Genomic DNA, 16,026 nt, shown 5'->3' on the forward strand with positions numbered 1-16,026 from the left:
GAATATCTCCACTGCCCCCATCGAGAGAGCAACCATGGACACGCCGAAATCAAATCACCTGCCGCATCACATCTCGCTGACCATTGCGCTGTTGTGCGCGTCGGCCGGTATTGCCCACGCTCAGCCGGCCGATCAACCTGCCATCACACCTACAGCTGCAGCCCTGGCCCCGCCCGCGGATATCCTGATGACCAAGGAATACGTGGCCACGGTAGGGCGCATGGCCTACCTGTGGGGCTGGCCGATCATCAACGAGCGTCATCGTCGCGCGGCCTTCAATAAAGCACCCGAGTCCGGCCTGCTCGGCGGCGTACTGCCTGTTGCACCCGAGAACAACATCACCATGCTCACCGACTACATTGCGGCAGACGAGCACTTCGTGACCTGCCCGAATCAGGACGTGACGTACGGCTTCGGATTCGGCGACCTGTCCAAGGACGCCGTGGTGGTGCAGGTGCCCGATTTTGGCGATCGGTTCTGGGTTTACGCCCTCTACGACGCGCGGTCGGATAGTTTTGGCCAGCTGGGCAAGCAGTATGGAACCAAGCCGGGCATGTACCTGATCGTTGGGCCCGACTGGAGGGGCAAAGTACCCGCAGGCATCGCGGGCGTGATCCATTCACCGACGAACACGATCGGCATGGCGCCGCGCATCCTGATGGACGATACCGCCGAAGACCGCAAGGCCATTCAGACGGTGCTCCGTCAGATCATGATCTATCCATTGAGCAAATACAGCGGCAAACCCCAGACCAAGGAATGGTCGAAGGTGCCGCACTTCCCGGCACCGGAAGGCCAAGGCAGCGGCGAAACACAATGGGTCAACCCGGAAACGTTCTTCGACGAATTGCCTGTCGCGCTGGACGAGACGCCACCGCTGCCGGGCGAGGAAGCTCTCTACGCACAGTTCCGCGCGGTGCTTCGTGCAGCGGCCAAGGATCCAGCCATCAGGGACCAGCTCAAGCACACCGCCATCGATGCAGAGAAGAACCTCATCGGCCCTCTGTTTGAGTTTCGCAACTACGGCGTGGCCATTGGCAATGGCTGGACCACCGCACCCAACGGCGCTCGCTTCGGCTACGACTACCTCACGCGCGCCGCCGTTTCCAAATCGAACATGTATGTCAATCGGCCGGAAGAAACGCGCTACTTCTACCTTGACCTGGACAGCAAGGGTGAGCGACTGAATGGATCGCATGCCTACACCGTTACCTTCAAGTCACCACCGCCGGTCAACGGATTTTGGTCGCTTACCATGTACAACGAGCACCATCTGTTCGAACCCAACACCATGGGCCGCTACTCGCTGGGCACCAAGAACAAGAACCTCAAGAAGAATCCGGATGGCTCGTTGACCATCTACGTCCAGCACGATTCGCCTGGAGCGGACAAGGAATCCAACTGGCTCCCCTCCCCGAAGGGCGACTTCTCACTCTATACCCGCACCTATTGGCCCAAGCCGGAGATCAACGAAGGCAAATGGGCCCCACCGCCCGCCGTCCGCGCCAACTAAGTGCGTGATGAAAGGAGGCGGGACTCGCTGCACTGGCTGGTACGGCGTCGCCGTGCAGCCGAACTTGTTGGAGAAAGAGGCGTTCTGGCGGACGCGTGAGTCGAGTCATCAAGCAGGTGAACTGATCTGACGGCCGCCCATCCCCAAGGCATGTAGCGAGGCCACGGCGAGGTCTACGCCGACAAGGGCGTTCCATGGTCCATAGCGGAGGCATCGAGTGTCCACATTTTCCCCAAGGATCTTCGCCACGATGCTCGCTTGTGCGCTTTCGCCCTGCGCGCATTCGCAATCGGATCAGGCAGGTGCGCAGGATCTGGCCAAGAAGCTGTCCAATCCCGTCGCCTCGCTCATCAGCGTGCCGTTCCAGTTCAACTACGACCAGAACATCGGGCCGACACGCGACGGTGAAAAGTACCTGATGAACTTCCAGCCGGTGATCCCGGTATCCATCGGTCAAGACTGGAACTTGATTGTCCGCACCATTCTTCCGGTGGCCAGTCAGAGCGACATCGTGCCTGGGGCGGGTTCGCAGACCGGGTTGGGTGATACCACGCAAAGCTTCTTCTTCTCTCCGAAGGCGCCGACGTCCGGAGGATGGATATGGGGCGTGGGACCAGCCGCACTGATGCCCACTGCCACGGATCGCCTGCTCGGGTCCGGCAAATGGGGGCTGGGCCCTACCGCGGTCGTTCTGAAACAGGAAGGCCACTGGACCTACGGCATGCTGGCGAACCACATCTGGTCCGTCGGTGGCCAGAGCAACCGGGCCGGCATCAGTTCGACTTTCCTCCAGCCATTTCTTTCATACAACACGAGCAATGCCTGGACGTTCACCCTGCAATCGGAATCCAGCTACGACTGGAAGCATACGCAGTGGTCCGTGCCCATCAATCTGATGACTGCCAAGCTGGTCACCTTCGGCAAGCAGCCCGTGCAGTTCCAACTCGGAGTGCGTTACTGGGATCACGCCATTGAAAGCGGTCCGCACGGGTGGGGCGTGCGGGCAGGTGTCGTGCTGCTCTTCCCCAGATAGTCGCTATTCGGAGCCTATTCCTTGCAAGCTGCCGACCCAAGGAATGCTTTTGGTCCAATATTCGATATCGGCATGCGGCCGATATCCCGATTCCAGAAACTAGAGCGCACGTCGGCTGGTGCAACGCACCGGTTTCCCAGCCTTGGGTCATCCGCCCGATAGTCAAGCGAGCGAACGCGCGCGCAAAGGGCCTGTCGACATCCGCGGCCACGGCGGCCCGGGTCCACGATGCCGTGGGAGCGCCTCGCCATATGCCGACGGCCTGGCGCTCTGCCAGCGCCACTTCGTCATCTGATTCGACTGAATACGTATGTGAACACTGGTTGCTGCAGTGCGATGCTGCATAACCTTGCATGAGTCGTCTCTCGTGCAGGATCAGGTCCTTGAGGTCACCCACCCACGCATCGCGCGCCCTCTTGGCGGATCGCCCCGAACTGTCGTTCCGGCAGATCTGGAACATGTGTTTCGGCTTCCTCGGCATCCAGTTCGGCTTTGCGCTGCAGACGGCGGACGTCAGCCGCATTTTCCAGACGCTGGGCGCGTCGCTGGAGCAGATTCCGGCGCTGTGGGTGGCTGCGCCGATCACCGGGTTGATCGTGCAGCCGATCATCGGCCACTGCTCCGATCGCACCTGGACGCGACTGGGCCGGCGTCGCCCTTACTTCCTGGGTGGTGCGCTGCTGGCCACGCTGGCGCTGCTGTGGATGCCGAATGCGGGCACGCTGTGGATGGCGGCGGTCCTGTTGTGGCTGATGGACGCCACCTTCAACGTGGCGATGGAGCCGTTTCGCGCCTTCGTCGCCGACCAGCTGCCGGCACGCCAGCGGCCGCAAGGCTATTTGCTGCAGAGCTTCTTCATCGGCACCGGCGCGGTGATCGCCTCGATGCTGCCGTGGATGCTCACGCAACTGGGCGTCAGCAACGTGGCGCCACCGGGCGTGATTCCCGATACGGTGAAGTATGCGTTCTACGCCGGCGGCGCGACGTTGCTGGGCGCGGTGCTGTGGACGGTGGCGAGCACGCGCGAATACCCGGCGGAACAGCTGCGTGCTTTCGATCCGGGCCACGCCGACGAGACGCTGCCCGACCTGCGCGGCATCTGGCGCAACGGCAGCGCGTGGTTGTTCGCGGGCGGCACGGCCACGCTGCTGGTCGGGCGCTTCCAGCTGCGCCAGGAGATGTACCTGCTGACCATCACCGTGGCCGTCTACGGCCTGCTGTTGATCGGCTACGAGCTGGCGCTGAAGCTGCGCCCTGCGCTTGACCGGCAACGCGGCCTGCTCGGCCATGTGCTGGGCGATCTGCACATGATGCCGGCAGCGATGCGCCAACTGGCCTGGGTGCAGCTGTTTTCATGGTTCGCGTTTTTCGCGATGTGGATCTACGCCACCGCGGCGGTGGCGCAGGTGCAGTACGGCGCCACCGATGCTCACTCGCTGCCTTACAACGAGGCGGCGAACTGGGTGGGCGTGCTGTTCGGCGTCTACAACGGCTGCGCCGCCCTGGCCGCATTCGTGATCCCCTGGATGGTACGTCGCTGGGGTCTGCGCACCAGCCACTTGCTCAACTTGTGGCTGGGCGGCATGGGACTGCTGGCGTTCCTGTTCATCCGCGACCCGCGCTGGCTGCTGCTGCCGATGCTGGGCGTGGGATTCGCCTGGGCGTCGATCCTGTCGCTGCCCTACGCCATGCTCTCGGACAACCTGCCCGCCGCCAAGATGGGCGTGTACATGGGCATCTTCAATTTCTCCATCGTGATCCCGCAGCTGGTTGCCGCCAGCGTGCTGGGCGAACTGCTGAAGCGCTGCTTCCACGGCGAACCGGTGTGGGCGCTGGTCACGGGCGGTGCCAGCCTTTTCGTGGCGGGACTGTGCACGCTGCGGGTGCGCCTGGACGATGCGGGCGACAGGTCATGAATCCGACAGTCCGCGACCTGCATTGGACACGCGCCGCCGATGCCGGCCCTGGCCGCCGTTCCTACCATCAGGCACTCGAACCCGCACCGTCACGCCGGCACGGGACCATCGGACAAACGCAGGAACCCGACATGGCCATCGACCTCGACCGCCCCTACCCGCTCACCGCCCAGCAGATCGCCGACTACCGTCGCGACGGCTTCATCAAGCTCAAGCAGGTGTTCAACGCAGAGGAGCTCGCCCACTACGGCGCGGAGATCACCCGCCTCACCATCGCGCTCAACACGCAGACCCTGCCACTGGAAGAACGCACCACCTACGACCGCGCCTTCCTGCAGGTGATGAACCTGTGGGAGGAAAGCGACATCGCGCGCGAGTTCGTGTTCGGACGTCGCCTCGCGGGCATCGCCGCCTCGCTGATGCAAGTGGATGGTGTCCGGCTCTATCACGACCAGTCGCTGTACAAGGAACCCAGCGGCGGCATCACGCCCGCGCATGCCGACCAGTACTACTGGCCGCTGGCCACCGATCGCACCGTGACCGCATGGGTTCCCCTGCAGGCCGTGCCGCAGGACATGGGTCCGCTGGCGTTCTTCGCCGGCAGCCAGCACATCGAGTTCGGCCGCGACCTGGAGATCTCCGACGAGAGCGAGCATGCGATCACCGCGAACATGCAGGCGCATGGTTTCCGCGAAGTCGATGAACCGTTCGACCTGGGCGAGGTGAGCTTCCATTCCGGCTGGACCTTCCATCGCGCCGGTCCCAACCGTTCCACGCAGCCGCGCTCCGTCATGACGGTGATCTACATGGATCGCGATGTGCGCCTGAAGGCGCCCGACAACCACATGCAACGTGCCGACTGGGAGCGCTGGTGCCCCGGCGCCGTCGTCGGCCAAATCATCGATACGCCGAAGAATCCCGTGTTGTTCGACGTCGCGGTGACCGCATGACGGAGGTGATCGCCGGCAAGGCGATCATCGCCGATGGCGAAGGTCGCTTCAGCCTGGAAAGCGTCGAGATCGATCCGCCTGCCGCGGGCGAAGTGCGTGTCGCGATGGCCGCGGCAGGCGTCTGCCATACCGACCATGCTTCGTTGCGCTGGCCGGGGCCGCTGGTGATGGGCCATGAGGGCGCGGGCCATGTCGAAGCGATCGGCGAAGGCGTCGAGGGCCTCGAACTCGGCCAGCCGGTGCTCCTCAACTGGGCCATTCCCTGTGGCCACTGCTACCAGTGCGATCATGGCGCCACGGCGCTGTGCGAACGCACGCATGAGCTCGATGTGCCGAAGCTGGGCAACAGCCGCACCCACGCCGGCGGCATGCGGTGGCGCGGCCAGGCGATCGAGCGCGCCTTTCACCTCGGCACATTCGCAAGCCATGCGCTGGTGCGCGCGGAGGCCGTGACGCCCCTGCCCCCATCACTGCCGATCGATGCCGCCTGCATTCTCGGTTGCGCCGTGATGACCGGCGTAGGCTCCGTGGTCAATGTCGCGGCGGTCGCCCTCGGCGATACCGTGGCGGTGCTCGGCTGTGGCGGCGTTGGCCTCAACGTGATCCAGGGCGCGCGCATTGCAGGTGCACGCACGATCATTGCCATCGATCGCGTGCCGGCGCGACTGGAACACGCACGTGCATTGGGCGCCACGCATACGCTCGTACCGCACGAAGACGACGCGGACCATGCGCGACTCGTCGTCGACGTGCGCGCACTGACCCATGGTCGCGGCGTCGATCACGCCTTCGAAGCCACCGGCGTCCCGGCACTGGCCTTCGTACCGCTGAAACTGGCGCGCAACGGCGGCAATGCATTGCAGGTGAGCGGCGCACACGGCCCCGCTTCGCTGGAACTCACGGACCTGTTCTGGAACAAACGCTACCTCGCGCCGCTCTATGGCGACTGCGTGCCCAGGCGCGACTTTCCGCGCCTGTTCGACTGGATCGCGCAGGGACAACTGGAACTCGCCGCGCTGATCAGCCACCACTACCCGATCGAGGCACTGGATCGCGCCTTCGACGACATGCTCGACGGACGCAGCAGCAAAGGGGTATTGCGCATCGCATGAACGACGAAACCTTTCGCACCATCGAGGTCTCCAACCCCACCATCGAGGCAGGTGGTCTGACCTTCGTGACCGTCAAGAGTCGCGCATTGCGGCGGCGTGCGGATGTCACCCTCTTTGTGCCGCCCCTCGCCCTGGGCGAGACGGACCTGCCGATCGTCGTGCTGCTGCATGGCGTATACGGCTCGCACTGGGCGTGGGCACTGAAGGGCCACGCGCACCTCACCGCCGCCCGCCTGATGGCGGAGGGCGCATTGCCACCCGTGGCGCTGGTGATGCCGTCGGACGGCTTGTGGGGCGACGGTTCCGGATATGTGGCGCATACCGATCACGACGCCGAACGCTGGATCATCGACGAGATGCCGAAGCTGGCGCAGGAGGTCATCGCCAATTGCAGCAAGCGCTCACCGCTGTTGATCGCCGGCCTGAGTATGGGCGGTTTTGGCGCGCTGCGCCTTGCCGCGAAGTACCCGCGCCGCCTCACGGCTGCAGCCGCCCTTTCGGCGGTGACTCACGCCTCGCAGTTCGACGCATTGATCGAAGAGAACCGCGTTGGCTGGCGCAAGGCCGCCGCCGACATCGACGTATTGTCAGCACTCACGGCCGTTCAAACTCCGCTGCCGCCACTGCGCATCGATTGTGGCCTCGACGACGCCTACCTCGACGCCAACCGTGCCCTGCACCGGGATCTGCAACGCGCCGGCGTTGCGCATCAATACGCGGAAGGCCCCGGCGGCCACGATTGGAATTACTGGTCGGCCACGCTGGAACACACCCTGCGCTTCTTTGGCGAGGCGCTGCACGCCACGAAGGACGAGCCATGAAACCTGCACGACCGTTGCTTGCCGCATTCGCCCTGCTCGCCGCACTTGTCGGCATGTTCGCGCAGGCCGCCACGCCACCGCCGCCGGAAAGCCAGGTCTACTACCAGATCTTCTTCCGCAGCTTCCGGGATGCCAACGGCGACCACATCGGCGACCTGAAGGGCCTGGCTTCGCGCCTCGACTACATCAGGCAACTGGGCGCCACGACCATCCTGCTGACGCCCCTGCAGCCTTCGCCGTACTACCACAACTACTTCGCCACCGAGTTCAAGGGCATCGAGCCGGCCTACGGCACGATGGACGATTACTTCGCCTTCATCCGCGCCGCCCATGCGCAGGGCCTCAAGGTCTATCTCGACCAGGAGTTCCAGTACGTCGCCGAAGGCCACCCGTGGTGGCGCGATGCCGTCTGCAAACCGGAGTCGAAATACGCCGATTACCTGCTATGGAAAGACGCCGCGCATTGCGAAGCCGAGCCGTTCCTCAACAAGGCGAAATGGGAAGGCTACGACGGCCGCAACATCGGCATCGCGATGGTGAACCTGTCCAATCCCCAGGTGCGCCAGTACTTCCGCGACCTGCTGTTGTACTGGACCGATCCGTATGGCGATGGCAGCGGCCGCGATGGCGTGGACGGCCTGCGCATCGACCACATGATGGACGACCTCGACCACAAGGGCCTGCAGAAGAACCTGTTCGCCGACTTCTGGACGCCGATTTTCCAGGCGTTGAAGGCGCGCCGCCCTGCGTTGCGTATCCTCGCCGAGCAGGCCGACTGGGGCTTCGGCACGGCGTGGCTGACCGACGGTCATGCGGACGCGGTGTTCGCTTTCCCCCTGCGCGGCGCGCTGGTGTCGCTCGACAAGCGACAGATCGTCGACACGATCCGTGCCACCGACAAGGCGACGCCGGCAGGCAAGACGCAGGTGATCTTCCTCGAAAACCACGACGTCGACCGCTACATGTCCGAAGTCCACGACGACGCGGCAAAGGCGCGTGCCGGCGCTGCCATCGCACTCATGCTCAAGGGTGATCCACTGATCTACTACGGCCAGGAGCTGGGCATGCGCGGCATGCAGCCCAAGAACGCCGGCACCTCCGGCGGTGTGCCGCTCACCGATGCCATCGGCATTCCCGTGCGCGAGGCCTTCCGCTGGAAGGCCGACCTCGACGCCGCGGGCTCGGCCACCTGGTATCGCCGCAATCAGCATTTCTGGGATGCACGCTTCAACCGCTCGAACGACGGCGTCTCGCTGCAGGAAGAAGAAAGCCGCCCCGACTCGCTCTACCACTGGTACGTCAAGTTGCTCGCCCTCCGCCATGCGCGGCCGGAAATCGGTGGCGGTGAGCAGCGTGTCCTCTGCGACGACGGCAGCGCGGTGCTGTGCGTCCTGCGCGAACAAGGGGACCGACGTACGCTGCTGCTGGTCAACCTCGGCAGGGCTGCCGCACGGCCGTCGCTGGGCTCGGCGCTTCCGTCCGGCGCGACGTGGGTTGATCTGCTCGACAACGGCAAGCCCGGCGCCGCCGATGCGATGCTTGAGCCCATGCAGGTGCGTATCCTGGGCTCGCGCTGACTCACGCCAAGCCGCCATGGCCCTGCCCCATCTCGATCGCCCGATCTGCGAACCGGTGGAACTCCCGCCGGGCGCACCGGTGCGCATCGAGCGCATCCGGCAGGGCCGCCACGCGACGGCCAGCGAACCCTTCGTGCATTTTCACGACGTGCACGAGTTGGTGCTGTTCGGTCGCGTCGCCGGCCACTGCGATCTCGAAGATTGCCGCTACACGCTGACGCCAGGAAGCATCGTCTTCATTCCTTCCCTGCATCAACACGACTTTTCGCTGGAGGCCGGTCCGCGGGACTGGGTGCTGCTGCAGATAGAAGCGGCGGCCGGCGAGTCGTTGTCACGGCACGCCGGCATGGAGCGCCTGCACGAACCGTTCTGCACCAGGCCGGGCCGATCGTTGAGAGTACGGCTGCGCGAGCTCACCGACTGGCTGCTGGAACTGGATCCCCTCGATCCCCTGACCCTGCCGGTCACCGACTTGCTGCTGCGCGCGGCGGCACAGGCCCCGGCCATCGAAGGCGAGAAGCTCGTCAGCCGCGCACGAAGCCTCCATCGACTGCGTCCTGCGATCGACCGCCTGCGGCGCCAGCCCGCCGCTGCACCCGGCGCCGAGCAAGCCGCGGCGCTTTGCGCGATGTCACCTGCCTACTTCAGTCGTCGCTTCAAGCAGCAGGTAGGCATGAGCTGGAGCGACTACGTACGCATGCATCGCCTGCATCTTGCCAGTCGGCGCCTGCTCGAAACCGGGCAGAGCATCGCTGCCATCGCGGCGGGCCTCGGTTTTGCTACCCCTTCGCACTTCGGCGAACTCTTCCTGCATCGGTTCGGCCTGACGCCTGGCGAGTACCGCCGTGCGGCACTCGCCTCGCGTCGCCGCTGACGCGTCCATCACTTGGGTGTCGGCGCCAGCAGGAAGCCCATCGGGATAGCCAGCCGCGCCGCCCATGACCGCTCGCTGTGCTCGGCGCCTTCGAAAACCCGGCTTTCGAGACGGTCGCCTTTCCATCCGCTCGCTTTCAGCCACTGATCGACGCGCTGCTGTGTCGGGCCGTAGTTCGCATCGAGGGTCGCCGTACCGTGATCGAAGTAGATGCGGTGCCGTTCGGCCGACGGGAAATGGTGCTGGATGTAATCGACGAAGGCATCCGGCGCGGGATCATCGGTCCTGGCATCCAGGGAGAGATAGGGCCCGGGCCAGTGCGTCGAGAGGCAGGCCGCACCACCAAAAATGTCCGGATATTCGGCCATCGCATACCAGGCCATCAGCCCGCCCATGCTTGAGCCCATCACGAACGTCGCGTCGGGCCTGGTATCGACCGCAAAGCGCTGGTCGATGGCGGGCCTGAGTTCCTGCGTCACGAATTTCAGGAACGCATCCGAATAGGGCGCGACCGGCATGATCTGGAAATTGCCCAGCTGCTGCGCAAACAGCGTCCGGCGCTGATCGGGCGTCAACGACTCCCAGGGCTTCTGCGGAAAATACTCGCTCATGCGCTCGGTCGCCGCGTTGGCGATGCCCACGATGATGAACGGACGCGCCTTGCCTTCGCTCATCAGCTTCGCAGCCGTGGTGTCCGCCTGCCAGCTCGGCAGCTTGCCCGCCTCGCGTTCGCCAAACAGGTTCTGGCCGTCGAACATGTACAGCACGGCGTACGGCGCATGCTCCGGATAGCCTGGCGGCAACCACACGTCGACATCGTGCGGCGCCACGAATTGCGAAGGGAAGCGTGCAAGTCGCTGGATCTTCCCCACCGTGGCGACCTGTGCTGCCGACGCATCCGCTGCATGCGCGGGGATGCTCGTCGCCACCAGGCCAAGCACAAGCGAGACGAGGATGCCGGGGAAAGTTCGCTTCGCCATCCGCATGACGTTCTCCTTTTCCATGATCAGGCTCCTGCCACGGCTTCGGCAATGCCGCCAACGTGCGGCGCCACCATCGGCGCATCCAGTTCGGCGAACCATGCGCTGTAGCCCGGCAACCGTAGCTTGCCATTCTCCATTTTCCCGCTGGGCAATCCATGGTCATGGCAGGCACAGGCGTTGTCGATCGGCAGCGGCAACACCACCGCCTCGCTGCCGAGGTTGAACACGCCGAGCACGATATCGCCGCCGAGCTTGCGCTCGATCGCCAGCAGCGGCTCCGGCACGTCGAGCAGACGGATACTGCCCCACTTCATGGCGGGTCGCTGCTTGCGCCATTGCAGGAAGCGACGGAAGCGATGCAAGGGCGACGCCTCGTCGCGCTCCTGCGCCTCCACGCTCAGGCGGCGATGGCGATCATCCAGCGGCAACCAGGGCATGCCATGGGTGAAGCCACCTTGTGGCGCATCGCGCCATGGCATCGGGGTCCGGCAACCGTCGCGCCCTTTCGATTCTGGCCAGAACGTCATGCCATAGGGATCGCGCAGCGCCTCGAACGGAACGTCGGCTTCGGGCAGCCCCAGCTCCTCGCCCTGGTAGACGCACACCGAGCCACGCAAGCTGCATGCGAGCGCACTGAACAGGCTGGCCACGTGATCCGGCGCATCCGGAGGCGCCCAGCGCGTGCGCACGCGCACGGAGTCATGATTGGAGATGGCCCAGCACGGCCAGCCCGAAGGCATGCCCCGCTCCAGCGCTTCCACCGTGCCGCGGATGTAGTCGGCGGAATGCTCGGCGCTCAGCAGTTCGAAGCTGTAGCTCGTATGCAGATGCTGGTCCCCGGTGTATTCCGCCATGGTCGCCAGCGAGTCCTCGGATGAGACCTCACCCAGCGCCACGCGATCCGGATACGCATCCAGCAATGCGCGCAGCCGCTTCAGGAACGCCAGGTTCTCGGGCCGCGTGTTGTTGAAGAGATGCCGTTGATAGGCGTACGGACTGTCCGGCGAGAAGCCCCGCCCAACGCGCTGGTCGGCCGGCTTGGCCGGATTGTCCCGCAACAGCGCGTCGTGGAAGCAGAAATTGATCGAGTCGAGGCGGAAACCGTCCACGCCCCGATCAAGCCAGAAACGCAGGTGATCCAGCGCCGCATCGGGAACCTCCGGGTGATGGAAGTTGAGGTCGGGCTGCTCGGCGAGGAAGTTGTGCAGGTAGTACTGGCTGCGCCGCGGTTCCCATTGCCAGGCAGGGCCGCCAAAGATAGAGAGCCAGTTGTTGGGCGGCGTGCCATCCTCACGCGGGTCGGCCCATACGTACCAGTCGGCTTTCGGGTTGTCGCGGCTGCGCCGGCTTTCCTCGAACCATGCATGCTGGTTCGAGGTGTGGCTGGGCACCTGATCGATCATCACCTTCAGGCCGAGCGCGTGCGCCTTCGCCAGCAGGCGATCGAAATCCTCGAGCGTCCCGAACACCGGGTCGACATCCCGGAAGTCGGCGATGTCGTAGCCGTAGTCCGCCATCGGCGACTTGAAGAAAGGCGAGATCCAGATCGCATCCACGCCCAGGCTGGCGACGTAGTCCAGCCGATCGATGATGCCCGGCAGGTCGCCCACGCCATCGTCGTCGCTGTCCTGGAAGCTGCGCGGATAGATTTGATAGATGACTGCACCGCGCCACCAGGGGGCGTCACTCATGGGTGTCTCCGATTGGGAATAGGCGTGGCGACGAATGCGCAACGAGGTTGTGTCGTGCAACGGTCGGGCAAGCGTACGTGACGCTCGCAGGCACGAGCAGAGGTCGCAAACGTATTCATCGAGAAAGTCGTTTTGATGAAGACGCACGCGCGGCCCGGCATCGTGCGCGAGCGGATGATGCGCCATGCTGCAACACGCAACGAACCCCCGCGGGGATTTCATAAGTCGCTGGCCTGTATGTCCGGCGACTGGTGCTGCCTCGCAAAATTTCCTGCGAGTCGGCGCGCAAATGGCCCAATGCGACGTCATGAATGCGCGCGTCGATCTCGTCCAGCGAATTCGCCACGCCGCAATCATGCGCGGGAATCCACAAACGTATTCATACGCCGCATACGTATGCGGAAGCTGTTCGCCTCGAAGACACCGCTCTAGCATCGATTTCACACATTGGCCCGGGGGAGCTGCGCTTCGAACGAAGCGTGCGACGGGTCGCTCCACATACCAATGAAGTTCGTCATGACGAAACGGGAGGGCGTGCTGTCATGAGTTTCAAACGCAGGATTTTGGTGTTGGCCATGGCGTCGGCGGGTATCGGCCTGTGCGGGGAGGCACTGGCCCTGGATGCATCGCCCACGAACATCGCCTCGCAGAGCAACACGCCAGGCAACGATGGGCAGTCGCAGGCAAGCGCCCCGCCCGCCACCAAGGACACCCACGACAAGGACGGCGAGAAGAAGCCGACCAAGGAAGAAAAACTTGCCCAGACGCTGAATACCGTCACCGTCACCGGCTACAGCCGCAGCGCGGCCACGTCTGCCGACATCCAGCGCTATTCGGACAAGATCGAGAACGTGGTGACCGCGGCCGATATCGGTGGCCTGCCCGACCAGTCGATCGCCGACGCCCTGACGCAACTGCCCGGCGTGGCCGCACAGCGCATCGGCGGCCAGGCATCGCAGATCAACCTGCGCGGCCTGCCCGGCAATTTCATCCAGACCACGCTCGATGGCCGCGAACAGCCATCGACGAGCGGCAGCAACTACATCCAGTTCGACGACTACCCGTCCGAGCTGATCCACCAGGTGTCGGTCTACAAGTCGTCACAGGCCAACATCATCGAGGGCGGCGTCGGCGGCACCATCGCGATGGAAACCGCCAACCCGCTGGACAACAAGAAGGACCAGTCCTTCAACCTGGATACGCGCGGCAGCTACAACTCCCGCGCCGACGGCGTGTACGGCGCCAACCCGCGTGCGTTCCGCATCAGCGCCGCCTACCAGGGCAAGTTTCTGGCCGACACGCTCGGTGTCGGCCTCGGCTATGCGCAGCTGTATCAGCCGCACGTCGCCGAGCAGTACATCAACGAGTCCTATTCGACGACGCCTGCCACGCTCAATGGCAGGCCCACCTACATCAATACCGGCGTGCAGATCAGCCAGAACGGCGGCACCGAGCGCCGGCACGGCTACATGGGTACGGTGGTCTGGCAGCCGAACGATGCGTTCAAGCTGACGGGTAACGGCTTTTTCTCGAAGTACGACAACACCTCGTTCCAGCGCGGCATGCGTGCGCAGCTGTTCACCAACGGCGGCGCGGTCATCACCAACCCGGTCGTGTCGCCCAACGGCGCGCTGATCGGCGGCACGGCGAGCAGCATCCCGGGCGGGTTCTTCGGCATCAACGGACTGCAGGCGTTCTCCGTCGCGACTACCGCTAACGACCAGTCGAACAATGCCGACGTGTTTTCCGGTGGCCTGAACGCGCAATGGAGAACCGGACCGTGGACGGTCACCGCGGATGTCTCCGCCTCGCGAGCGAACAGCCACACGGTGGGTTCGGACGTCACGGCCGATGTGTACAACGGCCTGGGCTCGGGGCTACCTCTCATCGCCGACCAATCCGTCTCGTTCCTGCTGCACGGGCTCAACGTGGGCGATTTCTCGGTGGCCAATCCCGGCTCCTACACCGACCTCGGCAAGATGGCCTTGTCGAGCTACGGCATGTATCCGACGACGTATCGTGACGACCGCAAGGCCTTCCGCAGCTCGGTGCGCTACGAATTCCGCGACAACCCGGTGTTTGCCGGGCTTGAAGGCGGCGTCTACCTGAGCAACCAGACCTACAGCGCCGATCGTGCCGTGTGGCTTTACGGCTCGGCCTGGGGACAGTACTGGCTCTCCACGCCCAAGCAGCCGCCACTGGCGCTGGATAGTTCCAATGCGGTGAAGACCTGCTGGAAGAGCAGCGAGTTCAAGAATTTCCCCTGCTTCCTCGGGCTCAACGCGAACGCGATCCTCGCCGCCCATGGCATCACGCCCGACCCGCAAAAGGACTGGTCGCAGAACTGGACCGAAACGCAGAGCGGCGACGTGAACGTCAAGATTCGTGACGCCTTCGTGCAGGCCGACATCGAAACCACCGTGTTCGATCGCGCGCTGTCCGGCAACCTCGGCCTGCGCGTCGTGCACACCTCGCAGTACAGCCCGGGCCTGCAGCAGGTGGGCAATCATGCGGGCGAGCCGATCGCCGACGGCCACGGCGTGATCAGCACCGACTACACCCGCGTCAACCCGGGCCAGACCTATACCGACTACCTGCCCTCGCTGAACCTCAATCTGGAACTGGACGACGAAAACCAGATCCGCTTTGCCGCGGCCAAGGTGATGGCCCGTCCGCCGATCGACCTGCTGAAATCCGGCGTCGCCTCGTACATCTTCAACGGCACCTACAATCTGACGAGCGGCACCAATCCCATGCTCGACCCGATGTACGCCAGGCAGTACGACCTGGTGTTCGCGCACTATTTCCCCGACTCCACCGGTGTGTTCGCGGCTGACGCGTTCTACAAGCACATCGATTCGTTCGTGCAGACCATCACCGATCCGAACTACGACTTCGCCGCGCACGGCTACCTCGTGCCGATCAATCCGCAGACCGGGCAGCCCTATCTGAACGGCACCTTCCAGACCGCCTACAACAACACCAAGGGTGGCTACGTGCGCGGTCTCGAGCTGCAGCTGATGAGGACGCACTTCCTTCCGGGATCGTGGTCCGGCCTGGGCTTCAGCCTCAACTACGCGTACACCGAAAGCGGCACCAAGGTCGAATCCAATCTTGGCGGCTTCCCGCAGGAGCAAGGTCTTCCGGGCTTGTCCAAGAACGTGGCCAGCGCGGCGCTGTTCTACGACGGCGACAGGTTCTCCACCCGTCTCGCCGCCAACTACCGCTCGCCGTTCGTCTCCGCCGCGCAGGTGTCGTTCACCTTCCAGACCGTGTACTTCGCCTCCGAGAAGGTGCTCGATTACCAGGCGTCGTACAAGTTCAACGACTACCTCAGCGGCCTGTTCCAGGTGCTCAACCTGACGGACCAGCCGACGCGCACCTACTTCGGCAACGCCACGCAGACGAGCACCATCCAGTATTTCGGCCGCACCCTCTACGCGGGCGTCAGCCTCAAGTTCTGATGACGCCGGTTGCGCGCTCCGCGAGGAGCGCCAACCCCATTGCCGCACCGATCTTTCGGAAGCGCTGTCGTATGCCGGAGCAACTGCACCGT

General features: G+C 64.3%; 11 protein-coding genes. 9 read left to right on the plus strand and 2 right to left on the minus strand.

Translation table 11 applies throughout. The features are described 5' to 3' along the window. The first annotated feature begins 34 nt into the window (after positions 1-34). From CA260_RS10555 to CA260_RS10590, 8 genes are all read left to right on the plus strand, one after another. On the plus strand, positions 35-1,513 hold the full coding sequence (locus tag CA260_RS10555) for a DUF1254 domain-containing protein (RefSeq protein WP_111982857.1): 1,479 nt from the start codon (positions 35-37) through the stop codon (positions 1,511-1,513). Between the two features lie 217 nt (positions 1,514-1,730). Continuing rightward, the gene (locus tag CA260_RS10560; protein ID WP_238149678.1) at positions 1,731-2,546 is read left to right on the plus strand and encodes a transporter; all 816 of its coding nucleotides are present in this window, start codon (positions 1,731-1,733) and stop codon (positions 2,544-2,546) included. A 458-nt stretch (positions 2,547-3,004) separates the two neighbouring features. After that, on the plus strand, positions 3,005-4,462 hold the full coding sequence (locus tag CA260_RS10565; protein ID WP_238149713.1) for an MFS transporter: 1,458 nt from the start codon (positions 3,005-3,007) through the stop codon (positions 4,460-4,462). A gap of 131 nt (positions 4,463-4,593) precedes the next feature. Further along, positions 4,594-5,412, plus strand: coding sequence for a phytanoyl-CoA dioxygenase family protein (locus tag CA260_RS10570; protein WP_111982863.1), 819 nt, complete (start codon positions 4,594-4,596; stop codon positions 5,410-5,412). Beyond that, positions 5,409-6,524, plus strand: a complete 1,116-nt coding sequence (locus tag CA260_RS10575) for a zinc-binding dehydrogenase (protein ID WP_111982865.1) — start codon at positions 5,409-5,411, stop codon at positions 6,522-6,524. Before CA260_RS10570 ends, CA260_RS10575 begins: the two co-directional genes overlap by 4 nt. After that, positions 6,521-7,345 carry an alpha/beta hydrolase gene (locus CA260_RS10580; protein WP_111982867.1) on the plus strand — a complete coding sequence of 275 codons (825 nt, stop codon included), beginning with the start codon at positions 6,521-6,523 and terminating at the stop codon, positions 7,343-7,345. The genes CA260_RS10575 and CA260_RS10580 overlap by 4 nt, the downstream gene beginning before the upstream one ends. Then, a complete protein-coding gene (locus tag CA260_RS10585; RefSeq protein WP_111982869.1) occupies positions 7,342-8,922 on the plus strand; it encodes an alpha-amylase family glycosyl hydrolase in 1,581 nt (526 codons plus the stop codon). The genes CA260_RS10580 and CA260_RS10585 overlap by 4 nt, the downstream gene beginning before the upstream one ends. Before the next feature lie 16 nt (positions 8,923-8,938). After that, positions 8,939-9,796 carry an AraC family transcriptional regulator gene (locus CA260_RS10590; RefSeq protein WP_111982871.1) on the plus strand — a complete coding sequence of 286 codons (858 nt, stop codon included), beginning with the start codon at positions 8,939-8,941 and terminating at the stop codon, positions 9,794-9,796. Positions 9,797-9,804: 8 nt separating this feature from the next. Here the strand turns inward: CA260_RS10590 and CA260_RS10595 are convergent, their stop codons facing one another. Both CA260_RS10595 and CA260_RS10600 read right to left on the minus strand, forming a co-directional pair. After that, the gene (locus CA260_RS10595; RefSeq protein ID WP_238149679.1) at positions 9,805-10,800 is read right to left on the minus strand and encodes an alpha/beta hydrolase; all 996 of its coding nucleotides are present in this window, start codon (positions 10,798-10,800) and stop codon (positions 9,805-9,807) included. 2 nt (positions 10,801-10,802) lie between these two features. Continuing rightward, on the minus strand, positions 10,803-12,470 hold the full coding sequence (locus CA260_RS10600) for an alpha-glucosidase (RefSeq protein ID WP_111982873.1): 1,668 nt from the start codon (positions 12,468-12,470) through the stop codon (positions 10,803-10,805). 542 nt (positions 12,471-13,012) lie between these two features. Between CA260_RS10600 and CA260_RS10605 the strand changes: the two genes are divergently transcribed. Then, a complete protein-coding gene (locus tag CA260_RS10605) occupies positions 13,013-15,934 on the plus strand; it encodes a TonB-dependent receptor (protein WP_172461784.1) in 2,922 nt (973 codons plus the stop codon). Positions 15,935-16,026: the final 92 nt, after the last annotated feature.

Source organism: Dyella jiangningensis (assembly GCF_003264855.1).
GTDB lineage: Bacteria > Pseudomonadota > Gammaproteobacteria > Xanthomonadales > Rhodanobacteraceae > Dyella > Dyella jiangningensis_C.

Coding starts and splice junctions, on each gene's coding strand:
- CA260_RS10580 (WP_111982867.1), top strand. CDS start 6,521: ATGAACGACGAAACCTTTCGCACCATCGAGGTCTCCAACCCCACCATC.
- CA260_RS10565 (WP_238149713.1), top strand. CDS start 3,005: ATGTGTTTCGGCTTCCTCGGCATCCAGTTCGGCTTTGCGCTGCAGACG.
- CA260_RS10595 (WP_238149679.1), bottom strand. CDS start 10,800: ATGGAAAAGGAGAACGTCATGCGGATGGCGAAGCGAACTTTCCCCGGC.
- CA260_RS10605 (WP_172461784.1), top strand. CDS start 13,013: ATGAGTTTCAAACGCAGGATTTTGGTGTTGGCCATGGCGTCGGCGGGT.
- CA260_RS10575 (WP_111982865.1), top strand. CDS start 5,409: ATGACGGAGGTGATCGCCGGCAAGGCGATCATCGCCGATGGCGAAGGT.
- CA260_RS10585 (WP_111982869.1), top strand. CDS start 7,342: ATGAAACCTGCACGACCGTTGCTTGCCGCATTCGCCCTGCTCGCCGCA.
- CA260_RS10590 (WP_111982871.1), top strand. CDS start 8,939: ATGGCCCTGCCCCATCTCGATCGCCCGATCTGCGAACCGGTGGAACTC.
- CA260_RS10600 (WP_111982873.1), bottom strand. CDS start 12,470: ATGAGTGACGCCCCCTGGTGGCGCGGTGCAGTCATCTATCAAATCTAT.
- CA260_RS10555 (WP_111982857.1), top strand. CDS start 35: ATGGACACGCCGAAATCAAATCACCTGCCGCATCACATCTCGCTGACC.
- CA260_RS10570 (WP_111982863.1), top strand. CDS start 4,594: ATGGCCATCGACCTCGACCGCCCCTACCCGCTCACCGCCCAGCAGATC.